Raw genomic sequence first — 23,092 nt, 5'->3', positions numbered from 1 at the left:
GACACCATGGCGACCTTCACCACCGCGGTCCAGCGAGCAGCCGCCCTGGCAGCAGCGCTTTTCTTCGCGGCGACTCCGGCGCTGGCGAACGCCGACCCCGAGGCACCCGCGTGCCCGTATCAGGTCAGCACTCCGCCCGCCGTCGATTCATCAGAGGTGCCGAAGGCCGGCGACCCGCCCCAGCCGCTGGCGGTTCCCTCGGACCCCGTCGGCGGTGACGCGCTCGGCCGCTGCGGCGTCGTCACCGCACCGCGTACACCGCCGCTGCCCAATAACGTGTCCGCGGAGGCGTGGTTGGTGGCCGACCTCGACAGCGGCGACGTCATCGCCGCCAAGGATCCGCACGGCAGGCACCGGCCCGCCAGCATCATCAAGGTGCTCGTGGCCATGCAGGCGCTGCGGGATCTGCCGATCCACAAGGTGGTGGCGGGCACAGCCGACGACGCGGCCGCAGAGGGAACGAAGGTCGGCATCGGCGAGGGCGGGCACTACTCGATCCGCGACATCCTGCACGGCTTGCTCATGCACTCCGGCAATGACGCCGCGCACGCGCTTGCCATGCAGATGGGCGGCATGGACGCGACGCTGACCAAGCTGAACGACCTGGCGAGCAAGCTCGGCGGCCGCGACACCCGGGTGGCCACTCCGTCGGGCCTCGACGGCCCCGGTATGAGCACGTCGGCCTACGACATCGGCCTGTTCTACCGGTACGCCTGGCAGAACCCGACTTTCGCCGACATCGTCGCGACCCGTTCGTTCGACTTTCCCGGCCGGGGCGACGCGGGCTATCCGGTCGAGAACGACAACAAGCTGCTGGACAACTACCCGGGCGCGATGGGCGGCAAGACCGGCTACACCGACGATGCCGGGCAGACGTTCGTCGGTGCGGCCAACCGTGACGGCCGCAGGCTCGTCGCCGTGTTGCTGCGCGGCACGAGGCAACCGATAGCCCCGTGGGAGCAGGCCGCCCACCTTCTGGATTACGGGTTCGCCACCGCACCGGGCAGGAAGGTGGGGACGCTGATCGAGCCGGACCCCTCGCTCGTGACGACCCCTCAGGAGGCGGCGACGGGCACGCCCTTGACGGCCGCACCGGCGCTGCCCGCCGCCGACGCGCTGCCGGTCCGGGTCGGCGTCGCGTTCGTCGGCACGGTCATCGTGTTCTGCCTGATCATGGGTGCGCGGTCGCTGAACCGTCGACCGGCGCGCTGAGCCTAGCGTCAGCGGCGCCGAGTAAGTCGCGAAAAGCCCAGCGCGCCAAGGGCTCCCATAGCCGTCGCGGTGAGCACGCCCGCTGGGCCCAGCCCCTCTCGCACCTGGATCCGCGGGTTGATCACCGCACCCGCAGGCGGCTCGATCGGCGCTGCCTCCAGGATCTCGGTTGAGGTGGCCGCCCACGCGGTGGCGAACAGAATCAGCCGGGCAGTGATATAGGCGAACACCATCAGGCCGAGCACAGGGCCGAACGTTGCGCCCGCAGGGCCGGACACCACTGCCTTCAGATAGAAAGTGCCCACCTGTTTGAAGATCTCGAACGCGACGGCGGCCATCAGACCGGCCCGCGCGGCGCGTCGAAAGCTGATCTTCTCCCGCGGCAGCCGCGCGATGATCCAGGCGAACAACAGCCACGAGATGAGGAGTGCGACCAGTAGGGACGCTAGGCGCAGGGCTAAACTCATGCCCGGAAGATCCTGCAGTCCAAGCCATTCGAGCACTTTTCTCATGACTGACTTCCTGCCGAGTGCAGTCAACGCGATGGTGACGATGATGGCGGCGAACAGGCCGAAGATGGCAGTCAGATCAGAGAGTTTGGTCCGCAGAAAGCCGGGACCCTCTTGCCGCTGCAGGCCCCACATCTGGCTCAGCGCCTCACGCAGATTGGCCATCCAACCGAGCCCCGCCCATGCGGCCGTGGCCAGGCCGATGATCCCGACGGAAGTCCTCGACTTGATCGCGGAATCCATCAGATCCACCAACTGCTGGCCCAGGTCGCCCGACACCGCCGACTTGATCCTGTCGGTGATGTCGGCCAAGAGGTCGGGCTGGCTGGCGAGCACGAAACCGGCGATCGCGAAACCGACCATCAACAGCGGGAAGAGCGCGAATATCGTGAAGTAGGTGATACCCGCTGCGTAGAAGTCGCCCTTGCTGTCCTGATAGCGCTCCTGCGCGCGCATGACGTGGTCGAACCACCTGTACCGCGCCCGGTAGCGATCCAGGATTCCCGGTTTGGCCGGTTCGGTCATGCCGACCTCCCGAGGGCTAATGCGGTTGTTGTTGTAGAAAACCTATGCGCTCGTATACCCGCTTCAGCGTCTTCGCAGACACTTCATTGGCGCGGGTGGCGCCCGCGGCGAGGATGCCTTCGAGTTCCGTGGTGTCGGAGAGCAACTCGTCGACTCTGGCCTTGATCGGGGTGACGAACTCCACCACCGCCTCGGCAGTGTCCTTCTTCAGGTCGCCGTAACCGCGGCCCGCGTAGCCCTCGACCAGCTTGTCGATATCGCTGCCCGTGACGGCGGCCTGGATGGTCAGCAGGTTGGAGACCCCCGCCTTGGTGTCGGGGTCGTAGCGGATTTCGCGCTCGCTGTCGGTGACCGCCGAGCGGATCTTCTTGGCCGTCGCGGCGGGATCGTCGAGCAGGCTGATCAGCCCGGCATCGCTGGATGCGCTCTTGCTCATCTTCGCCGTCGGGTCCTGCAGGTCGTAGATCTTCGCGGTGGTCCTTGGGATCATCGGTTCGGGGATAACGAACGTCTCGGGGAAGCGGGAGTTGAAGCGCTGCGCGACGTCGCGCGCAAGCTCGAGATGCTGGCGCTGGTCCTCACCGACGGGAACCAAGTTCGTGTCGTAGAGCAACACGTCGGCTGCCATCAGCACCGGATAGGTGAACAGGCCAACGGTGGTCGCGTCACTGCCCTCCTTTTGCGACTTGTCCTTGAACTGGGTCATCCGGGACGCCTGGCCGAACCCGGTGAAACAGCCGAGCACCCAGGTCAATTCGGTGTGCGCGGGAACGTGGCTCTGCACGAAGATGGTGGCGCGGAACGGATCGACGCCCATAGCCAGGTATTGCGCTGCCGTGGCGAGCGTGCGGCGCCTCAGGGAGGCCGGATCCTGGGGAAGCGTGATGGAGTGCAGGTCGACGACACAGAAGTACGCGTCGAACTCGTCTTGAAGGCCCGCCCACTGCGCAACCGCTCCCAGCGCATTACCGAGGTGCAGGGAGTCAGAGGTGGGTTGCACGCCGGAGAAGACGACGCGCTCGGCTGGCTTGCTCATGATTGGGTCGATCATTCCACCCGGGTCATCCCCATTCGCGCCGGGCCAACCGCTCGAGCACGCGCAGGAACGTCCGGCGCTCGTCGGTGCTGAGTTCGCCGAGCCACCGCTCTTCGCCACGCTGGATCTCGTTCTGTACTGCGTCTTTGACGCGGCGGCCTGCGTCGGTGATCGCCAGTAGTCGTGCCCGGCGGTCATCGGGGTCGGGTCGACGCTCGATGTAGCCGTCGTCCTGAAGGTCGTCGAGGATGCGGATGATCCGTGTCTTGTCGGCGCCGATGGCCGCGGCGAGCGCGGCCTGAGTCCGTATCGACGACCTGTCGAGAGCCGAGAGGACGACGTAGCCCCACATCGTCAGGCCGTGGGCCTCGAGCACCGGTTCCTCGGCGGCGATCATGGCGCGAACCAGCGGCGCAAGCATGGCAGCCAGGTCGGGACGCCGTGACGACTTCGCAGCCATGGTCGCATGATAGGCATTGCACTATCGTATGCGCTTGCTTACTATCAGCTAATGCCTACTATTACAGCCGGACTCGATCCGCTCCATCGCATCGCCGTACTGAAGTCGATTGACATCGTGAACTCCGTCGAACCGGCGCAGTTCGACCGGCCGACACCGTGCGAGGAGTGGGATCTTCTCGACCTGTTGGCCCACATGACCGTGCAGCACCGCGGGTTCGCCGCCGCCGCGAGGGGTTCGGGCGCCGACCAGGAGATCTGGCAGGTGGCGACGGTGACCGAGGCGGTGCGGGCCGACCCCGGCGGCGCCTATTCCGAGGCGGCACGCGACGTGCTCGAGGCCTTCGCCGCCGCCGGAACAGCCGATGCGTCTTTCGCGCTTCCGGAGTTCGGCGACGGCGCCGTGTTTCCCGCGGCGATGGCGATGGGGTTCCACTTCGTGGACTACGTCGTGCACGGCTGGGATGTCGCGGCAGCATTGGGTGTCGCATACGAACTGCCCGCCGCTGTGGTGCAGGCAGTGCTGCCGTTGGTCGTCGCGGTGCCCGACGGCGACTTTCGCACCATGGCCGCGGCGCCGTTCGGGCCTGCGCTCGAGTCGGTCGGCGACGACGATTTCGAGCGCATCTGCGCCATCTCGGCCGCGATCCGCGGTGGGCTCAGCGACTCTAATCCACGAGTAACCGGCGGCCCGCGCTGCCCGTATCGCATCCGTGTAGCGCACCCGCGCGCGATTGAGATCTAGCCGTGCCTGACTCAGTTCGCGCCGGCACGAGCCGCTGTTTATCTCACGGCTGATCGCTGAATACCAGTCGTCCGAGATGGGCTCCGGCTCGGCTTCCAGTGCATCGAGCCACTTGCTCACCTCGTCGCGCTTGGCAGCGAGGGTGGGGTCAGTCGCCCACCACGGTTGACTGGCCTCAGTTTCACCAGCTGCCCCGAATTGTGGCGCACATTCATCGCGCAAGCCGTCATCATTTGATGACGGTGACTCGTCATCCGGCGTGTTCGTCATATTGATGACGGGTTAGGAGAGCCCCGTGGTTCCCGCCGGTGACAGATGTGAGTCATGTTGCGCGAGGCGGCCGGTCAGCAGCCCAGCTTGCGATACCGCCGGTATCACCTTTACTGTCGGCACCATGACGCAGCGCGATCCGATCCATCTCGGCAGCGGCGAACCGATGCTGTTGCTGCATCCGTTCATTCTGTCCCAGAACGTGTGGAAACGCGTCGCACCCCTGATAGCTGACACCGGCCACTACGAGGTTTACGCGCCGACGATGGTGGGCCACAACGGCGGTGCGCGCGGCCACTTCCTGCTGGACACCGCCACGCTGGCCGACGACATCGAGCGCCGAATGGACGCGCTCGGCTGGAGCACCGCGCACCTCGTCGGCAACTCGCTCGGCGGCTGGGTGTCCTTCGAGCTGGAGCGGCGGGGCCGCGCCCGCACGCTCACCGGGATAGCGCCAGCGGGCGGGTGGAACCACTTCACCCCCGCGAAATTCGAGATCGTCGGCAAGTTCCTCGCCGCGGCGCCGGTGTTAGCCGCGTGCCGGCTGCTCGGCAAGCGCGCAGCCAAGTTCCCGTTCGCGCGCCAGCTCGCCTACCCCGCGGTCTCCGCGAGCGCCGACAGCCTCTCCGACGAGGACGTCCTCGAGCTCATCGACGACGCGGGACACTGCTCGGCGTACTACCAGATGCTGGTGAAATCGCTGACGCTGCCCGGCCTCCTGGAGCTCGCGAAGACGCGAACGCCGACGCATCTGGTGATCTGCGAGAAGGACCGGGTGCTGCCGACGCCCCGCTACACCCGCCTGTTCACCGAGCAGCTTCCGTCGAACACCAAGGTGACGACACTCGACGGCGTCGGACACGTGCCGATGTACGAGGCGCCGCAGCGCATCGCTGACGTCATCACCGAATTCGTCGACGAGTACGCCCAGCCCAAGGCGGGCTAGACGGGCTCGCTCGTAACGGGCTGACTCGTCACGCTTTCCAGCGACTCGTTCAGGGTCTTGCTCGGCCGCATCACCGCGGTGGTCTTCTCCCGATCCGGGTAGAAGTAGCCGCCGATGTCCACCGAATCGCCCTGTACCTCAGCGAGTTCCGAAACGATCGCGTCCTCGTTGTCGGCCAGCGCCTTGGCGAGCTCGGTGAAATGGTCGGCGAGTTCCTTGTCCTCTGTCTGCTCGGCGAGTTCCTGCGCCCAGTACAGCGCGAGATAGAACTGGCTGCCGCGGTTGTCGAGCTCGCCCGTCTTGCGCGACGGGCCCTTGTTGTTCTCCAGCAGCTTGCCGATCGCCGAGTCGATCGTGGTGCCCAACAACGTGGCTCGCTTGTTGCCGGTCTTATTACCCAGATCCTCGAAACACGCACCGAGCGCGAGGAATTCGCCGAGTGAATCCCAGCGCAGGTGGTTCTCCTCGACCAACTGGTGAACGTGCTTGGGCGCCGAACCGCCTGCGCCGGTTTCGTACATGCCGCCGCCTGCCATCAGCGGCACGATCGACAGCATCTTGGCGCTCGTGCCCAGCTCGAGGATCGGGAACAGGTCGGTCAGGTAGTCGCGCAGAATATTGCCGGTGACGGCGATGGTGTCCTGCCCGCGGACAAGCCGCTCCAGCGTGTACCGCATCGCCCATACCTGCGGCATGATCTGGATGTGCAGGCCCTCGGTGTCGTGGTCCGCGAGGTAGGCCTTCACCTTCTTGCGCAGCTCGACCTCGTGCGGTCGTTCGGTGTCCAACCAGAACAACGCGGTCATACCCGACGCTCGCGCCCGATTGACCGCCAGCTTGACCCAGTCCTGGATCGCCGGGTCCTTGACGATTGGCATGCGCCAGATGTCGCCGGTCTCGACGTTCTGGCTCAGCAGCACTTCGCCGCTGTCGATGTCGACGATGTCGGCGACGCCGTCGGCGGGGATCTCGAACGTCTTGTCGTGCGAGCCGTACTCCTCGGCCTTCTGCGCCATCAGCCCGACGTTGGGCACGGTGCCCATCGTGGTCGGGTCGAACTGCCCGTGGGTCTTACAGAAGTTGATCATCTCCTGATAGATCCGCGAGAACGTCGACTCGGGGTTCACCGCCTTGGTGTCCTTGGTACGGCCGTCGGCGCCGTACATCTTGCCGCCGAGCCGGATCATCGCGGGCATCGAGGCGTCGACGATCACATCGCTGGGCGAGTGGAAGTTCGTGATGCCGCGGGCCGAGTCGACCATCGCCAGCTCGGGACGGTACTCGTGGACGGCATGGATGTCCTGAACGATCTCCTCGCGCTGGGAGGCAGGCAGCGACTCGATCTTGTCGTACAGATCGGACATGCCGTTGTTGACGTTGACGCCGAGCTCATCGAGCACCTTCTGGTGCTTGGCGAACGCGTCCTTGTAGAAGACCTTCACGCAGTGGCCGAACACGATGGGGTGGCTGACCTTCATCATCGTCGCCTTGACGTGCAGCGAGAACATCACGCCGGTCTTGTAGGCGTCCTCGATCTGCTTCTCGTAGAACTCGCACAGCGCTTTCTTGCTCATGAAGTGGCTGTCGATGATGTCGCCCTCGTCGAGCGCCACCTCTGGCTTGAGGACGATCGTCTCGCCGTCCTTCGTCTTGAGGACCATCTTGACCTTGCGCGCCTTGTCGAGGGTCATCGACTTCTCGCCGGCGTAGAAGTCGCCGCCCTTCATCGTCGCGACGTGGGTGCGCGACGCCTGCGACCACTCGCCCATGCTGTGCGGATGCTTCCTGGCGAACTCCTTGACCGCCTTGGGCGCGCGACGGTCTGAATTGCCTTCGCGCAGGACGGGGTTGACTGCGCTGCCAAGGATCTTGGCGTAGCGCTCCTTGATCTCCTTCTCCTCGTCGTTCTTCGGGTCGCCGGGGTAGTCAGGCAGGTCGTAGCCCTTGCCCTTCAACTCCTTGATGGCGGCCAGCAGCTGCGGCACCGAGGCGCTGATGTTCGGCAGCTTGATGATGTTGGTGGCCGGGTCCTGGGTGAGCTCACCCAGTCGGCCGAGGTTGTCGGGCACCTTCTGCTCATCGGTCAGGCGGTCGGGGAACTCCGCCAAGATGCGCGCGGCAACTGAGATGTCGGTGCTTTCGACGTTGATTCCGGCCGGCTCGGTGAAGGTGCGGATGATCGGGAGGAAGGTATACGTCGCCAACAGCGGCGCCTCGTCCGTCAAGGTGTAGATGATCGTTGGCTTGTCGTCGCTCATGTGATCTCTCCCGGCCTGTCGTGTCGGCTACCAGTATCGCGTCGGTTACGAAACTACGCGTGCCTACGTCTTGTCGAAGATGGGGGCTTTTGCCCCATGCCCGGAGCCCCCGACCCAGGTCAGAATCTCACTTGTCGTGATCACCTGGTGGCAGCCATGACCTGGCATGCGATACGCTTCTGGTCGGTCATGAGCGCCAGCGTCAAGCCCCGGCTTGCTGGCCGGCAACCCTCCAACCGCGGTGGGGTGCCCCGGGTGATGACCAGGTTGAGTAGCTGCTGGGACATTTCACAGCAGACAGCTACACGGCAAGCGCGGGTCCGCTGATAACGGACCCCCAGAGAACAGACGGAGGTCCATTTTCCTATGAGCACGCCAGAAGATCCGACGGCCAACTGGTCGTTCGAGACCAAGCAGGTCCACGCCGGCCAGACGCCCGATGTCGCCACCAACGCACGGGCGCTCCCGATCTACCAGACCACGTCGTACACCTTCAACAACACCGAGCACGCCGCGGCGCTCTTCGGCCTCGCGGAGCCCGGCAACATCTACACCCGGATCATGAACCCGACCCAAGACGTCGTCGAGCAGCGCATCGCCGCCCTCGAAGGTGGGGTCGCGGCGCTGTTCCTCGCCTCGGGCCAGGCCGCCGAGACGTTCGCGATCCTCAATCTCGCCAACGCCGGCGACCACATCGTGTCCAGCCCGCGGCTCTACGGTGGCACCTACAACCTGTTCCACTACACGCTGCCGAAGCTGGGCATCGAGGTGAGCTTCGTCGAAGACCCCGACGATCTGGATTCGTGGCGGGCGGCCGTGGCGCCGAACACCAAGGCGTTCTTCGGCGAGACCATCTCCAACCCGCAGAACGACATCCTCGACATCCCCAACGTGGCGGCGGTCGCACACGAGGCCGGGGTGCCGCTCATCGTCGACAACACCGTCGCGACCCCGTACCTGATCCAGCCGCTAGCCCACGGCGCAGACATCGTCGTGCACTCGGCCACCAAATATCTGGGCGGCCACGGCGCGGCGATAGCAGGCGTGATCGTCGACGGCGGCACATTCGACTGGACCAACGGCCGCTTCCCCGGCTTCACCACACCCGACCCGAGCTACCACGGGGTGGTGTTCGCGGAGCTGGGCCCGCCCGCCTTCGCCCTCAAGGCGCGGGTGCAACTGCTGCGCGACATGGGCTCGGCGGCGGCGCCGTTCAACGCCTTCCTCATCGCGCAGGGCCTGGAAACGCTGAGCCTGCGCGTCGAGCGCCACGTGGCCAACGCCCAGCGGGTAGCGGAGTTCCTCGACGCGCATCCCGACGTGGTGTCGGTGAACTACGCGGGTCTGCCGACCTCGCGGTGGTACGAACTGGGCAAGAAGCTGGCGCCCAAGGGCACGGGTGCGGTGCTGGCCTTCGAGTTGGCCGGCGGCATCGACGCAGGCAAGGCGTTCGTCAACGCGCTGACGCTGCACAGCCACGTCGCCAACATCGGCGACGTGCGCTCGCTGGTCATCCATCCCGCATCGACCACCCATTCGCAGCTGACCCCCGAAGAGCAGCTGGCCACCGGCGTCACCCCGGGCTTGGTGCGCCTGGCGGTCGGCATCGAAGGAATCGACGACATCATCGCCGACCTCGAGCAGGGGTTCGCCGCGGCAAAGCCGTTCCATGCCGCCGCAGACACCGACCCGGCAACGGTCTCGGCGTTCTAGAAGACGGTCTAGAGGTTCATGACGTGACAATCTTTGATGTGCCCACTGACGCGCTGCCCGCCGAGGGCGAGGTCGCGATCGTCGACATCGGTTCGCTGACGCTCGAGAGCGGCGCCGTCATCGACGACGTGTCCATCGCCGTGCAGCGGTGGGGCGAGTTGTCCCCCAACCGGGACAACGTGGTGGTGGTGTTGCACGCGCTGACCGGCGACTCGCACATCACCGGCCCCGCAGGCCCTGGCCATCCCACGGCCGGCTGGTGGGACGGCGTGGCCGGACCAGGCGCGCCGGTCGACACGGACCGGTGGTGCGCGGTGGCCACCAACGTGCTGGGCGGCTGCCGCGGCTCGACCGGTCCGAGCTCGCTCGCCCGCGACGGAAAGCCATGGGGCTCACGATTTCCGCTTGTTTCGATTCGTGATCAGGTGCAGGCCGATGTCGCCGCGCTCGCGGCGCTCGGCATCACCGAGGTGGCGGCGGTCGTCGGCGGCTCGATGGGCGGTGCGCGGGCGCTCGAGTGGATGATCGGCTACCCCGACAGGGTTCGGGCGGCACTGGTGCTGGCGGTCGGAGCGCGGGCGACCGCCGACCAGATCGGCACCCAGTGCAGCCAGGTCGCGGCGATCAAAGCCGACCCGAACTGGAACCGGGGCGACTATTACGGCACCGGCCGCTCACCGGACGTCGGCATGGAGATCGCCCGCCGGTTCGCGCACCTGACCTACCGCGGCGAGGTCGAGCTGGACGAGCGCTTCGGCAATGCCGGCCAGGGCGACGAGGATCCCGCCACCGGCGGCCGGTACGCAGTGCAGAGCTACCTCGAGTACCAGGGTCACAAGCTGCTGAGCAGGTTTGATGCGGGCACCTACGTGGCGCTGACCGAGTCGCTGTCCAGCCATGACGTCGGCCGCGGCCGTGGCGGCATCCGCGCGGCGCTCGGCAACTGCCACGTGCCGGTGGTCGTCGGAGGCATCACTTCCGACCGGTTGTACCCGATTCGTCTGCAGGAGGAATTAGCCGAGCTGCTCCCGGGTTGTGCGGAGTTGAAGGTTGTCGACTCGAGCTACGGCCACGACGGGTTCCTTGTCGAGTCGGATGCGGTCGGCGTCCTGATCCGAGAGACATTGGAGCTGGCATCCAGGTGACCCGATCGAGGCAGCAGCGTTCCCTGTCGTTCGGTGCCGAGGCCGCAGCCTACGAGCGCGGCAGGCCGTCCTATCCGCCGGAGGCCATCGACTGGCTGCTCCCGCGCAACGCCCGTGACGTACTCGACCTCGGCGCGGGCACAGGAAAGCTGACCACCCGGCTCGTCGAGCGGGGACTCGACGTGGTGGCCGTCGACCCCATCCCGGAAATGCTCGAGCTGTTGAGCAACTCGCTACCCGCCACGCCTGCGCTGCTCGGCACCGCCGAGGAGATTCCGCTGCCCGACGACAGCGTGGACGCCGTGCTGGTCGCGCAGGCGTGGCACTGGTTCGATCCGGAACGCGCGGTCAAAGAGGTCGCGCGCGTGCTGCGGCCCGGCGGCCGTCTCGGGCTGATCTGGAACACCCGCGACGAGCGGATGGGCTGGGTCAAGGATCTGGGCCGGATCATCGGCCACGAGGACGACCCGTTCAGCCACGAGGTCACGCTGGCCGAGCCGTTCTCCGACGTGACTCGCCACCATCAGGAGTGGACGAGTTACCTGACGCCGCAGGCCCTCATCGACCTGGTCGCCTCGCGCAGCTACTGCATCACCTCGCCTGCGGACGTCCGCACCCAGACACTGGAACGGGTGCGCGAGCTACTATCGACGCACCCCGCGCTCGCCAACACAAACGGGCTCGCGCTGCCCTACATCACAGTGAGCATCCGGGCCACCCTCCCCTGACGCCCAAACCGACAAACGGGCGCAGAAGTGCGAGAAGAACGCGCCATTTCGTCGATTTGGCGTCGGCACAATATGGCCATAATGTCCGAATCGTCTATTTCGGCTATTCTGGTTCTATGACCGGGAACCTGAAAACGCTGAGCTATCGCAATAGCGACGGCGAGTTGGTCGACGTACCCACCGTGGCTGCCACGCGATTCAAGAACGAGTTCGGCGCGATCTTCGAGCAGGCTGCGCTCGGCGGCGCGGTGGCGATCACCAAGCACAACACCCCCAAGGCCGTGCTGCTGTCCTACGCCGAGTTCGAAGCGCTGACCAAGGCCGGCTCTCCGATGCTCGACGAACTGACCGACGAGTTCGACGAACTCCTGGCCGGGATGCAGACCACGGCCTCGAAGTCGGCGATGGCCGCCGCTTTCGACGCCACACCCAAGGAGTTGGGCCGCGCTGCGGTGTCGGCCGCCCGCCGGCCGCGCCGCTGACTGAAAGCGGATGGCCCGCAAAGCCGAGGCGGCTCCGCGAATTTATGTGCTCGCCGGCGTCAACGGCGCAGGCAAGAGCAGCATCGGCGGGGCCATGCTGCGCGCGGCCGGTGCGAATTACTTCAACCCCGACGAAGCCGCGGCGGCCCTGATAGCCGCGAACCCCGGCCTCGACAAGACCAAGGCCAACGCCGCGGCCTGGCGGCAGGGAAAGCGGCTGCTGGAAAAGGCGATTCGCGAACGCCTCGACTTCGCATTCGAGACGACGTTGGGCGGCTCGACCATGACGCGACTCCTTCACGATGCGGCTTCACAGGGTTTCGAGGTCCGCATCTTCTACGTCGGGTTGGCCAGCGCAGACGAACACATCGCGCGGGTGGCTCATCGGGTGAGCCGGGGCGGTCACGACATTCCGGAGACGGCCATCCGGCGTCGCTGGCGGCACAGCAGGCAGAACCTCATCCAACTGCTGCCCGCGCTGACCGAGTTACGGGTCTACGACAACTCCGCGGACGCCGACCCCGCCGCCGGGACCGGTCCGGAGCCGACGCTGGTGTTGCACCTTGTCGACGGTGAGATCGCGGGGCCCGCCGACCTGTCCGCAACCCCGCAGTGGGCCAAGCCGATCGTCGCAGCCGCCCTGAAGATGAGTTGAGCTACTTCTCGCCGAACCAGCGGGCCAGCGCCGCGCGGAGCCGCTCGGCGTCGGCGTCGTCGAAGGTTTTCTAGCTGGTGCCCAGCGGATCGATCGTCGCGGCGATGTAGAGCACGACCGCGCTGACCGTGGCGGTGGTGACGAAGTCGATGCCCTTTGTTCGCACCACGAGCAGCCCCGCCCGATCGTCGGTGAGCGCAATACGCAGTGCGGCCGCGACCGCGACGCCGATGCCCAGCACCAGGGCTCCGCGCCGCCAGTACCCCGCGATCACCAATCCGAAGGCGGCCACAAAGAACAGACCCACCACCAAGATCGGCCACTGCCCGCGAACGACCTTGCGGGCGAACTCCTTAGCGGTCACCTCGACGGTTCGGCCAGTTCGACCACGTTGGCCAGTAGGAAGGCGCGGGTCAGCAGACCGACGCCGCCGGGATTCGGCGATACGTGTCCCGCCACGTCCCACACGTCGGGTCCGACGTCACCGACCAGCTTGCCGTCGTCGTCGCGGCTGACACCGACATCGACGACCGCCGCGCCCGGCTTCACCATCTCCGCGGTCACCATGTGCGGCACGCCCGCCGCGGCGATGACGATGTCGGCATCGCGCGTCAACTGTGGCAGATGTCGAGTTGCGGTGTGGCACAACGTCACCGTGGCATTCTCGGACCGCCGAGTCAGCAGCAGGCCGAGCGGCCTGCCGACCGTGACTCCCCTGCCGATCACCGCGACCTGGGCGCCGGCGATCTCCACTTCGTACCGCCGCAGCAGGTGCACGATGCCGCGGGGCGTGCAGGGCAGCGGTGCGGGCTCGTTGAGCACCAGCCTGCCGAGGTTCATCGGGTGCAGGCCGTCGGCGTCCTTGCCCGGGTCGAGGCGCTCGAGCGCGGCGTTCTCGTTGAGGTGCTTTGGCAGCGGCAGCTGGATGATGTAACCGGTGCATTCGGGGTTGGCGTTCAGCTCGTCGATGGTCTCGTCGAGCTTGGCCTGGCTGATGTCGGCGGGCAGATCGCGGCGGATCGAGTTGATGCCGACCTTCGCGCAGTCGGCGTGCTTACCGCGCACATAGGCCCGCGAGCCGGGGTCGTCGCCGACCAGCACCGTGCCAAGCCCTGGCGTGCGCCCCGCGGCGGTCAGGGCCGCCACCCGCTCCTTCAAGTCGACGAAGATTTCGTCCCGCGTGGCCTTACCGTCCAATGTGATCGCACCCACGGCAGCCAGTCTGGCATGCTCACCTCCTATGAACACTGCAGCCAATGTGTTCACCCCGGCCAAGCTCGGCCCGGTGACCCTGCGTAACCGCATCATCAAAGCGGCGACGTTCGAGGGGGCGACGCCGAACGCGCTTGTCACCGACGACCTGATCACCTACCACCGCCTGCCCGCCGCGGGCGGAGTCGGCATGACGACCGTCGCCTACCTGGCCGTGTCGAAGGGCGGACGCACAGAAGGCAACGTGCTCTGGTGGCGCCCCGAGGCCATCCCCGGCCTGCGCAAGCTGACCGAAGCGATCCACGCTGAAGGCGCCGCGATCAGCGCACAGATCGGTCATGCCGGTCCGGTGGCCAATGCCCGCACCACGAAGGCGAAGGCCTACGCTCCTGTGCGGTTCTTCAACCCGCTCTCGATGCGCTTCGCGAAGAAGGCGAGCGCCGACGATATCCGCGACATCATCGACGCCCACGCCAAGGCGGCCACATTCGCCATCGACGCAGGGTTCGACGCCGTCGAAATCCATTTGGGTCACAACTATTTCGCCAGTTCCTTCCTGAGCCCGCTGATCAACCGGCGCGACGACGAGTTCGGCGGCTCGCTGGCCAACCGCGCGAAGGTCGCCCGCGGCATCGTGACGGCCGTGCGCCGGGCGGTGGAGAAGGAAGGCACGCCGATCGCGGTCACCGCGAAGCTGACCATGACAGACGGTGTCCGTGGCGGAATCACGGTGGACGAGTCGTTGCAGACCGCGAAGTGGCTGGAGGAGGACGGCGGCCTGGACGCCCTCGAACTCACCGCGGGCAGCTCGCTGGTCAACCCGATGTACCTGTTCCGCGGAGATGCTCCGGTCAAAGAGTTCGCAGGCGCTTTCAAGCCGCCGCTGCGGTGGGGCATCCGGATGACCGGCAAGAAGTTCCTGCGGGAGTACCCGTACCGCGAGGCGTTCCTACTGCGGGACGCCAAGAAGTTCCGGGCGGAGCTGACGATGCCACTCATCCTCCTCGGCGGCATCACCAACCGCGAGACCATGGACCTGGCGATGGCAGAGGGGTTCGACTTCGTCGCGATGGGCCGGGCGCTGCTGGCCGAACCGGACCTGATCAACCGCATCGAGGCCGACGGCGACAACCGTTCGGTGCGGTCGGCCTGCACCCACTGCAACAAGTGCATGGCAACCATCTACACCCACACCCACTGCGTGGTCACCGGGTCCCCGGGCTGAGGAGGCCACGTCCCTAACAGTCGCCGCAGATCGAAGGGTTACCTATAGAGTTGGTCGCGATGAGCCGACCAGCCCCGCCCGCGCTGACCGTTGCGCACGACGGATCAGCACGCACCTTCGCCGCTGGAAATGATGTCGTCATCGGCCGCGATCTGCGCGCCGACGTCCGCATCGCACACCCCCTGATCTCCCGCGCACACCTCGTCTTGCGGTTCGATCAAGGCCGATGGATAGCCATCGACAACGGCAGCCTCAACGGAATGTTCGTCAACGGACGCCGGGTGCCGACCGCCGACATCCATGACGGCCTGCACGTCAACATCGGCAACCCCGACGGCCCCGAGCTGACCTTCGACGTCGGCAGCCAGCAGGCCGCGGGCAGGCCGCCGACGTCGGCGATCCCGATCGCGAACCGGTCCAGCGGCAGCTGGCCGAGCCAGCAGCCGCCCACATTGCGCCCGCAGGCCTACCAGTCAGGCCCTCAGCAGGGTTACCCGTCCACCCAGCCGCCGCGGTACCCGAGCGGCCCGCAGTCCGGCTACACCGGCTCGCAGCCGCACCCCGCCCGCGTGCCGACCGCCGTGGGGCAACCCGCGGCCCAACCAGGACTGTCGCAACCGGCGCTGGAGTCGGTGACGGCGATGGGCCCGACGGCGGCGCCACGCTCGAGCGAGGGCAACCTCGCGACGAGCATGCTGAAGATCCTGCGACCGGGCCGTCCGGCCGACGCGCCCGCGGGCTCGGTCAAGATCGGCCGCAACACCGACAACGACATCGTGATCAACGACGTGCTGGCATCACGCCATCACGCGACCCTGATCCCGAACGGCCAGGGCGGCGCGGAGATCCGCGACAACCGCAGTATCAACGGCACCTTCGTCAACGGCTCGCGCGTCGACAGCGCGATCCTGCACGACGGCGACACCGTCACCATCGGCAACGTCGACCTGCAATTCCGCGGCGGCACGCTGGTCCGCCGCACCGAGACCAGCGCGGCCACCGGCACCGGCGGCCTCGACGTGCACGGCGTCACGTGGACCATCGAGGGCAACAAGACGCTGCTGAACAACATCTCGCTGACCGCGAGGCCCGGCACCCTGACCGCTGTCATCGGACCGTCGGGCGCGGGCAAGTCGACCTTCGCGCGGCTGGTCGCCGGCTACACCCATCCGACGGAGGGGACCGTGGCCTTCGAGGGTCACGACATCCACGCCGAGTACGCATCGCTGCGCTCTCGGATCGGCATGGTGCCCCAGGACGACGTCGTGCACGGCCAACTGACCGTCGAGCAGGCACTGATGTTCGCGGCCGAGTTGCGCCTGCCGCCCGACACCAACAAGGAAGACCGCGAACGGGTCGTCGCGCAGGTGCTCGAAGAACTCGAGATGACGCAGCACCGCAAGACCCGCGTCGACAAGCTGTCCGGCGGACAGCGCAAGCGCGCGTCGGTGGCGATGGAGCTGCTGACAGGTCCGTCGCTGCTGATTCTCGACGAGCCGACGTCCGGTCTCGACCCGGCGCTGGACCGCCAGGTAATGACGATGCTGCGCCAGCTGGCCGACGCAGGCCGCGTGGTGCTGGTCGTCACGCACTCGCTGTCCTACCTCGACGTCTGCGACCAGGTACTGCTGCTGGCACCCGGCGGCAAGACGGCGTTCTGCGGGCCGCCAAGCCAGATCGGTGCGGCGATGGGCACCACGAACTGGGCCGACATCTTCAGCGGTGTCGCGCGCGACCCCGACGCCGCCTGGCAGCGGTACATCGCCCAGACCGGGCCGACGCCGCCGCAGCCACCCGCGCAAACCCCCGGCGACCTGGGCAAGCCGACGAAAACCAGTGTGCGACGGCAATTCTCGACGATTTCTCGTCGGCAGATGAGGCTGATCGTCTCCGATCGCGGGTACTTCATCTTCCTGGCGTTGCTGCCGTTCATCATGGGCGTGCTGTCGTTGTCGGTGCCCGGCGACGTCGGCTTCGGCGTGCCGGTTCCCGCGATCCAGGGCGGCGCGGCGCCGAACGAGCCCGGCCAGATCCTGGTGTTGCTCAACGTCGGCGCGATCTTCATGGGCACCGCACTGACGATCCGCGCCCTGATCGGCGAGCGCGCCATCTTCCTGCGCGAGCAGGCCGTCGGATTGTCCACTACCGCATACCTTTTGGCGAAGGTCATCGTCTTCGCGGCGTTCGCGATTCTGCAGTCGAGCATCGTCACCGCCATCAACATCTGGGGAAAGAAGTGGGGCCCGGGAGCGGTCACCAGCGGCGCGGTGATCCCCAACCGAAGCATTGAGTTGTTCGTGGACATGGCGGCCTGCTGTGTGGCCGCGGCGATGGTCGGCCTTGCGCTGTCGGCGATGGCCAAGTCGAGCGAGCAGATCATGCCGCTGCTGGTGATCGCGATCATGTCGCAGCTGGTCTTCCAGGGCGGCATGATCCCGGTGACCGGCCGCATCGGGCTCGACCAGCTGTCATGGTTCACGCCTGCACGGTGGGGATTCGCCAGCACCGCGTCGACCATCGACCTGATCAGGCTGGTGCCGGGCCCGCTGACTCCACAGGACTCGCATTGGAAGCACCAGGCTGGCACCTGGTGGTTCAACATGGCCATGCTCGGATGCATCTGCATCGGCTACCTGAGCTTCGTCCGCTGGAAGATCCGCCTCAATTCCGGATAGCGTGCGGAGCCTACGCACCCGTCGTGGTGCCCCCAGCTAGGCGTGCATGTCGGGATGGGCGTCGCGCAACTGCGCACTGTCCCAGTAGCCGCGCTGGTGGTGGATCAGGCCGTCGCGCACCTGGAAGAACCCGCACCCGCGGAAGCCGTCCGGGTCGATCCACTCCAGCGCCGCCCACTCGCCGTCGACGACAAGGTTGATCGGCTGACAGGTGAGCGGACCACCGGCGAACGTCTCGTGATGGAACTCCTCGATCGCCCGCCTGCCGACCACCGGTTCGAGCGCGATCTGATGGTTGACGGCATCCTCGGCGTAGAGAGCCGAAATGCCCTCGGCATCACCGGCGTTGAACCGCTCGACCCAACGTTCGACAGTTGTTCGCGCGTCACTCACCGTGCACATCCAGCCCGTGCGCGGCGGCGAAGGCGAGCCCCTGTTCGATGTCGATGCGCGCACCACGCAGAGCGGCGGTGGTCCACAATGTCGGATCGACCCGCGCGCCGCGCAGGTCGGCCTCCTCCAGTCGGGTGTCCTGTGTGCGGGCGCCACGCAGATCCGCGCGGCGAAGCACCGCTTTGCGGAGGTCCGCTTTCACCAGGCTCGTCTCGCTGAGCCTGCACTCCGACAGGTCAACGCCCCGCAGATCGGCGTCGCCGAGGACCGCAAGCGTGAAGTCGACCTCCTCGAACGTCACCGGCCGCAGCCGGCACTCGGTGAAAACGGACCCGAGCATGCTGCAATGCCGAAACACGCTGTGCCACAAAGTTGTCCTGCGGAAGGTGCAGTTGCGAAACGCCGACCCCACATGTTCGGACTCCCCCAGGTCGACGCCGCTGAAGTCGCAGTCGGTGAATACGACACGTTCGGTCCGCAGCCGCGTCAGGTCGTCATCGCGAAAATCGTGGGTGATGAACTCCCGCTCCGTCCAAACGGTTTCGGTGTCCGACACGTGCTCAGCCGGGCACCGACGGAAGGACGTTGAGCGCGTACTCGGTGACAGCGATCAGCGCGGCCGTCGAGGAGTGGCGGTCCCTCGCGTCGACCGTGATGATCGGAATGCCGTCGGACAGCGCTAACGCGTTGCGCACTTCCTGCGGCGGATGCCTTGGCGCGTCGTCGAATTCATTGACGGCGATCAGGAACGGCATGTTACGGGCCTCGAAGAAGTCCACCGCCGCGAAACTGTCCTGCAGTCGGCGGCAGTCCACCAGGATGATCGCGCCGATCGCGCCGCGCACGAGGTCGTCCCACATGAACCAGAAGCGCCGCTGGCCGGGGGTGCCGAACAGATACAGCACAAGGTCTGCATCGAGGGTGATGCGGCCGAAGTCCATCGCCACCGTCGTGGTCCGCTTGTCGGGCGTCGCGTCCAGCCCGTCCAGCCCCGCAGAGGCATTGGTCACCAGCGCCTCGGTGCGCAGCGGCATGATCTCCGAAACCGCGCCGACGAAGGTGGTCTTGCCGACGCCGAAGCCGCCGGAGATGACGATCTTGGTCGACGCCTTACCGGAGTCGGCGCGATGACCCTCAGAGTGCTCGTAAGCCACGGAGGGTCCTTCCTATCAGGTCACGCCGTTCGTCGACGCTGGAGCCTTCGGTCAAGGTGGTGCGCACCCGCAGATGCCCCGCGGCCACGAGATCGCCGATCAGCACGCGGGCCACCCCGATGGGCAACGATAGCCCGGCCGCGATCTCGGCGACCGACGGGCTGCTACCGCACATCCCGCAAATCTGCGCCCGCACATCGTTTCCCGGCCACCGCGGCGCCTTGTCAGCGACGAGGGCCTCGATCGGGGCTTCCAGCGGAAGGCTGACACGCGAGTCCGTCCGCCCAGCCGTCAGCGTGTACGGCCGTACCAGGCTCGGCTGGCTGTCAGAGGCGAAAGACTCAGGTTCGTCCATCGGCGACTCACGAGTGCTGGTGTGTTCGTCGCGACGACTGGACGACGCTGCCCACGCGCTCCACGAGCATCGCCATCTCATAGCCGATCTGACCGATGTCGCAGCCCGTTGTGGCCAGCGTCGCAAGGTTGGAGCCGTCACCGACGCGCATCAACAGCAGGTATCCGTTCTCCATTTCGACGACCGACTGAAGTACGTAGCCGCCGTTGAAGAGCTGCGACGCACCGGTGGACAAACTGGCAAGGCCCGACGCCACCGCGGCGAGTTGGTCGGCGCGTTCGATCGGCATGTGCTCGCTGGCCGCCATCAGAAGGCCGTCCGCGGAAACCAGAATCGCGTGGGTGACACCGGACACTTCGCGGGCGAACTTCGACACCAGCCAGTCGAGCGAATCGCGCTGCGTCGAACGTGGCGGATAGGTCATTCGTTATCGGTTCCTCTGGTCTGCTTGGCGTGCGACCGGGCGGCGTGTACACCGCCGAAGTGGCTGCTCATGCTCGCGCGAACAGCCTCAGGGTCGCGTACCGGTATCGCGTGCGCGCCGGTACTGAATTCGGCCGCCGACTCTACCTCGTCATCGTCGTCGTGGCTGCGATGCGCTCCGCCGTTGGCGTAGCCGCCGTTGGCGCCATGGCGTGGCGCCGCCACCGCGCCGGGAACCAGCCGTGCGCCGGGATCGCGGACGGGCAGCCCCTGCTCGGTGTGCGAGGAAACCGGCACATCGTCGGCGGCCTCGGCGGCCGACCAGCCGTGATCCCAGACGGACTCCCAATTCAGGGCGCTGCTGTTGGCCAGGGCCTCAGTGGGGTCGACGAGCCACTCCGAGAGCATCTTCTGGTAGATCGCGTCGTCGGAGCCCGCCGACGCCGAGGCGTCCTCGCGCTCCGGCTCGGGCGCGGCCTCGCGATCGTGCACACCGTTCGTCGATGCCTGCGCGCGTGACGCGAAGAACGCCGACGTGTCGACCGGTGCCTGCCGCGGCTGCTCTTCGGCCGGCTCCCCCCACGGCTCAGGCGCATAGTCGGGCTCGGGTGCGAGGTCGTACTCGACTTCGGATTCCGCTTCGTATTCCGCGTCGACATCGGGCTCCGTCTCGAACGCGGGCTCCGACTCGAGCGGTAGGTCGTCGGAGACCTGGCCGCCGGAGATGCCACTTGCTCCAGGGCTGCGCCGCGGCAGCAGGGTCACCGGCGCCTCAGAGTGCCCGTTGAGCTCCTCGACGCCGGCCTCGTCGTGGTAGTCCTGGTAGACGTCGGCGTCGTCGAAGGACAACGCGGCGACAACCCCCGCTTGCGCGTCGGCAGGTACTTCGGATGCGCCGGTGTCGATCTGCTCGCTGACTCCGGACCGCACGATCAGCTCGGACGGCACGTACACGCCCGCGGTGGTACCCGAATTCGGTTCGCCCGCAACGGTGCTCCGCAGACGAACCACGAGCCCGTGCTGTTGGGCCAGCCTGCCGACCACGAACAGACCCATGTGGCGGGCCGTATACGGAGTCACCTCACCGCCGGACTGCAGACGGGTGTTGGCGACCCGCAGATCGGATTCGGTCATCCCGAGCCCGATGTCGCTGACTTCGATGACCAGCCCGCCGTTTCCTGTGTGCACCGCCGACACCCGCACCTGCGAGATCGGCGGCGAGTAGCGCAGCGCGTTGTCGAGGAGTTCGGCGAGAAGGTGCACGACGTCGCCTGCAATCGATCCGACGATCTCACTGTCGGGCACGGTCGCGGTGACAACGCGGGCGTAGTCCTCGACCTCGGATGCGGCGGCGTTGACGAGCGCGGCGACGGGCACGGCGTCGGCTTGTTCGCGCGGCACCTTGGCGCCGGCGAGGACCAACAGGTTGGCGCCGTTTCGGCGCATCCTGGCGGCGAGGTGGTCGAGCCGGAACAAGCTCTCCAGCCGTTCGGGATCCTCCTCGTTGCGCTCCAGCCGGTCGATGAGCTTGAGCTGCTGGTCGACCAGGCTGCGGCTGCGCCGCGACAGCGTTTCGAACATGTCGCCGACCTGCAGCTGCAGTCGGCTCTGCTCCCCGGCCAGGAAGATGGCCTGCTCGTGCAGTTCGTCGACGGCATGGGCGACCTGGCCGATCTCCTCGGTGGTGTGCACCGGGATCGGATCGACCGGCGCGGGCTCCTTACCGGAACGCACGCGGTCGATCTCGCGGGAGAGGTCGTCGTGGGCGACCCGCAGCGCGCTGTCGCGCAGCGTGCGCAGCGGTCGCACCAGCGAGCGGGCCACCAGCGTGACGAGCAGCAGTGCGAGCAGGATGGCGCCGACCACGATGGCCGAGTCGCGGACGGCCTCGGTGCGGACGGCAGACGCCTGATCGGCGACGGCACCGGTCATCGCGGGCACCGTCGAATCGATCAACTGCGCGGCGATCTGATCGGTGGTCTGCAGGGATCGGAGCAGCTCGGAGTTGCCGACGATCGGCGCGCTGGGATCGGACAGCAGTGATGTGCGCTGGACGTACTCGCGCTGCAACTCCTTGGCCTCCGGCGAGCCGATGCCCAGTACCTGGCTCATGCCGAACAGCGTCGACGGCTCGGTACCCGCCAATGTGACCAACCGGCTGCGCAGCTCGGGATCGGGCAGTTCGGCGCCGCCGTTGACGACCAGCTGCTCCATCATCATCTGCCCGCGGGACCCGACAGCGCGGGCGATGCCCTGTGCTTCGGCGAGGATGCGTTGGTCTTCGACCCGGACCAGTCCGGTGATGGCGTCCTCTGCGGTCAGCAGGATCGGTACGTAGGTGGTGACGCGGTCGATGAGGGAGCCGTTGTTGGAGCCGGCGATCTTGTTCACCTGCGCCTGGCCGCCGTCGAGCAGGCTCTTGACGCCCTTCTGGAGGTCCGGTGACAAACCAGGCGTGTCGCCGAGGCGGCGCTGCAGCTCGGCGCGGCTGGACTCGAAGGCGCTCATCGCCGTCTCGGTGTCGCCACCGGGCACGGCGAGCATCGCAGCGTTGAGCGCATCCATGTAGCTAACGATTGCGGGCACCATTTCGGCGCGATCGGCGGCGCCCCGCAGATCACGAGCCTCAATAGCGTTCGAATAGACGCGCAGTCCGCCGAAGGTCCCAGCCAGGATCAGCGGCACCAGAACGATCGCGAACACCTTCCACCGGACCGGCCAATTCTTCAGCGACCACCGGGAGGGCCGTTTGACCGATGCGGCGCTGCGGGCGTCGTCGTCGACCAGTCCATCCACCAGCTCTTGCTGCGTGAACGAGGTCATTGCTGCACCACCGCACTACCTGCCACTAGTCCGTCTTCTGCAATTTGAGCGAGGTTCATGACGCTTCCTGCTGATTTTGCCCACGTTCGGGCCGGCGTTCATCGCCTGGCAATTGATCGAGTATGCCAGTCACGCCCGGCAGGTTCCAC

The 23,092-nt window shown here is 66.8% G+C and carries 21 protein-coding genes, 1 pseudogene and 1 riboswitch; of the genes and pseudogenes, 10 read left to right on the top strand and 12 right to left on the bottom strand.

Annotated elements, in window-relative coordinates; genetic code table 11:
* Positions 1-6 precede the first annotated feature (6 nt).
* The gene (locus C6A82_RS06250; RefSeq protein ID WP_311101714.1) at positions 7-1,212 is read left to right on the top strand and encodes a D-alanyl-D-alanine carboxypeptidase family protein; all 1,206 of its coding nucleotides are present in this window, start codon (positions 7-9) and stop codon (positions 1,210-1,212) included.
* Positions 1,213-1,220: 8 nt separating this feature from the next.
* On the opposite strand, the gene yhjD is transcribed toward C6A82_RS06250, so the two are convergent.
* From yhjD to C6A82_RS06235, 3 genes are read right to left on the bottom strand one after another with little or no spacing between them, the layout of a single operon-like run.
* Positions 1,221-2,246 (bottom strand): inner membrane protein YhjD, encoded by a 1,026-nt coding sequence (gene yhjD, locus C6A82_RS06245; RefSeq protein ID WP_105346780.1) that lies wholly within the window; start codon positions 2,244-2,246, stop codon positions 1,221-1,223.
* Between the two features lie 16 nt (positions 2,247-2,262).
* The gene (gene trpS / locus C6A82_RS06240) at positions 2,263-3,282 is read right to left on the bottom strand and encodes a tryptophan--tRNA ligase (protein ID WP_105346787.1); all 1,020 of its coding nucleotides are present in this window, start codon (positions 3,280-3,282) and stop codon (positions 2,263-2,265) included.
* A gap of 25 nt (positions 3,283-3,307) precedes the next feature.
* On the bottom strand, positions 3,308-3,742 hold the full coding sequence (locus C6A82_RS06235) for a MarR family winged helix-turn-helix transcriptional regulator (RefSeq protein ID WP_105346778.1): 435 nt from the start codon (positions 3,740-3,742) through the stop codon (positions 3,308-3,310).
* A gap of 51 nt (positions 3,743-3,793) precedes the next feature.
* Here C6A82_RS06235 and C6A82_RS06230 point away from each other — a divergent pair.
* Positions 3,794-4,413 (top strand): annotated as a pseudogene (locus C6A82_RS06230) (TIGR03086 family metal-binding protein).
* Positions 4,414-4,880: 467 nt separating this feature from the next.
* Positions 4,881-5,702, top strand: a complete 822-nt coding sequence (locus C6A82_RS06225) for an alpha/beta fold hydrolase (RefSeq protein ID WP_105346776.1) — start codon at positions 4,881-4,883, stop codon at positions 5,700-5,702.
* Here C6A82_RS06225 and C6A82_RS06220 read toward each other — a convergent pair.
* The gene (locus C6A82_RS06220) at positions 5,699-7,960 is read right to left on the bottom strand and encodes an NADP-dependent isocitrate dehydrogenase (protein WP_105346774.1); all 2,262 of its coding nucleotides are present in this window, start codon (positions 7,958-7,960) and stop codon (positions 5,699-5,701) included. The genes C6A82_RS06225 and C6A82_RS06220 overlap by 4 nt on opposite strands.
* 185 nt (positions 7,961-8,145) lie before the next feature.
* Positions 8,146-8,281: riboswitch (SAM riboswitch) on the top strand.
* A 45-nt stretch (positions 8,282-8,326) separates the two neighbouring features.
* On the opposite strand from C6A82_RS06220, the gene C6A82_RS06215 reads away from it, so the two are divergent.
* The 5 genes from C6A82_RS06215 (at position 8,327) to C6A82_RS06195 (ending at position 12,683) form a co-directional block, all read left to right on the top strand.
* Positions 8,327-9,673, top strand: a complete 1,347-nt coding sequence (locus C6A82_RS06215) for a bifunctional o-acetylhomoserine/o-acetylserine sulfhydrylase (protein WP_105346772.1) — start codon at positions 8,327-8,329, stop codon at positions 9,671-9,673.
* Between the two features lie 23 nt (positions 9,674-9,696).
* Positions 9,697-10,818, top strand: a complete 1,122-nt coding sequence (locus tag C6A82_RS06210) for a homoserine O-acetyltransferase (protein WP_105346770.1) — start codon at positions 9,697-9,699, stop codon at positions 10,816-10,818.
* Positions 10,815-11,546: a class I SAM-dependent methyltransferase gene (locus C6A82_RS06205; protein ID WP_105346768.1), complete on the top strand. Its 732-nt coding sequence runs from the start codon at positions 10,815-10,817 to the stop codon at positions 11,544-11,546. The genes C6A82_RS06210 and C6A82_RS06205 overlap by 4 nt, the downstream gene beginning before the upstream one ends.
* Before the next feature lie 128 nt (positions 11,547-11,674).
* On the top strand, positions 11,675-12,028 hold the full coding sequence (locus tag C6A82_RS06200; protein ID WP_105346785.1) for a type II toxin-antitoxin system Phd/YefM family antitoxin: 354 nt from the start codon (positions 11,675-11,677) through the stop codon (positions 12,026-12,028).
* A 10-nt stretch (positions 12,029-12,038) separates the two neighbouring features.
* Positions 12,039-12,683 (top strand): zeta toxin family protein, encoded by a 645-nt coding sequence (locus C6A82_RS06195; protein ID WP_105346767.1) that lies wholly within the window; start codon positions 12,039-12,041, stop codon positions 12,681-12,683.
* 70 nt (positions 12,684-12,753) lie between these two features.
* Here the strand turns inward: C6A82_RS06195 and C6A82_RS06190 are convergent, their stop codons facing one another.
* Positions 12,754-13,047, bottom strand: coding sequence for a DUF3017 domain-containing protein (locus C6A82_RS06190; protein WP_105346765.1), 294 nt, complete (start codon positions 13,045-13,047; stop codon positions 12,754-12,756).
* Positions 13,044-13,895 carry a bifunctional methylenetetrahydrofolate dehydrogenase/methenyltetrahydrofolate cyclohydrolase gene (locus C6A82_RS06185; RefSeq protein ID WP_199193852.1) on the bottom strand — a complete coding sequence of 284 codons (852 nt, stop codon included), beginning with the start codon at positions 13,893-13,895 and terminating at the stop codon, positions 13,044-13,046. Before C6A82_RS06185 ends, C6A82_RS06190 begins: the two co-directional genes overlap by 4 nt.
* 28 nt (positions 13,896-13,923) lie before the next feature.
* On the opposite strand from C6A82_RS06185, the gene C6A82_RS06180 reads away from it, so the two are divergent.
* Complete coding sequence (locus C6A82_RS06180) at positions 13,924-15,120, top strand: NADH:flavin oxidoreductase (RefSeq protein ID WP_105346763.1); 1,197 nt, start codon at positions 13,924-13,926, stop codon at positions 15,118-15,120.
* 59 nt (positions 15,121-15,179) lie between these two features.
* A complete protein-coding gene (locus C6A82_RS06175) occupies positions 15,180-17,795 on the top strand; it encodes an FHA domain-containing protein (RefSeq protein ID WP_105346761.1) in 2,616 nt (871 codons plus the stop codon).
* 36 nt (positions 17,796-17,831) lie between these two features.
* Here the strand turns inward: C6A82_RS06175 and C6A82_RS06170 are convergent, their stop codons facing one another.
* From C6A82_RS06170 to C6A82_RS06145, 6 genes are read right to left on the bottom strand one after another with little or no spacing between them, the layout of a single operon-like run.
* A complete protein-coding gene (locus C6A82_RS06170) occupies positions 17,832-18,188 on the bottom strand; it encodes a nuclear transport factor 2 family protein (RefSeq protein WP_199193851.1) in 357 nt (118 codons plus the stop codon).
* Positions 18,181-18,744 (bottom strand): pentapeptide repeat-containing protein, encoded by a 564-nt coding sequence (locus tag C6A82_RS06165; protein ID WP_105346759.1) that lies wholly within the window; start codon positions 18,742-18,744, stop codon positions 18,181-18,183. The genes C6A82_RS06170 and C6A82_RS06165 overlap by 8 nt, the downstream gene beginning before the upstream one ends.
* A 4-nt stretch (positions 18,745-18,748) precedes the next feature.
* The gene (locus C6A82_RS06160; protein ID WP_105346757.1) at positions 18,749-19,342 is read right to left on the bottom strand and encodes an ATP/GTP-binding protein; all 594 of its coding nucleotides are present in this window, start codon (positions 19,340-19,342) and stop codon (positions 18,749-18,751) included.
* A complete protein-coding gene (locus tag C6A82_RS06155) occupies positions 19,323-19,697 on the bottom strand; it encodes a DUF742 domain-containing protein (RefSeq protein ID WP_105346755.1) in 375 nt (124 codons plus the stop codon). Before C6A82_RS06155 ends, C6A82_RS06160 begins: the two co-directional genes overlap by 20 nt.
* Before the next feature lie 7 nt (positions 19,698-19,704).
* Positions 19,705-20,121 (bottom strand): roadblock/LC7 domain-containing protein, encoded by a 417-nt coding sequence (locus tag C6A82_RS06150; RefSeq protein ID WP_105346753.1) that lies wholly within the window; start codon positions 20,119-20,121, stop codon positions 19,705-19,707.
* Positions 20,118-22,943 carry an ATP-binding protein gene (locus C6A82_RS06145; protein WP_105346751.1) on the bottom strand — a complete coding sequence of 942 codons (2,826 nt, stop codon included), beginning with the start codon at positions 22,941-22,943 and terminating at the stop codon, positions 20,118-20,120. Before C6A82_RS06145 ends, C6A82_RS06150 begins: the two co-directional genes overlap by 4 nt.
* Between the last annotated feature and the right edge of the window lie 149 nt (positions 22,944-23,092).

This window comes from Mycobacterium sp. ITM-2016-00318 (assembly GCF_002968285.2).
Taxonomy (GTDB): domain Bacteria; phylum Actinomycetota; class Actinomycetes; order Mycobacteriales; family Mycobacteriaceae; genus Mycobacterium.
Note: the sequence above shows the minus strand (reverse complement) of the source record. Positions and strands in the feature narration are given on the sequence as shown.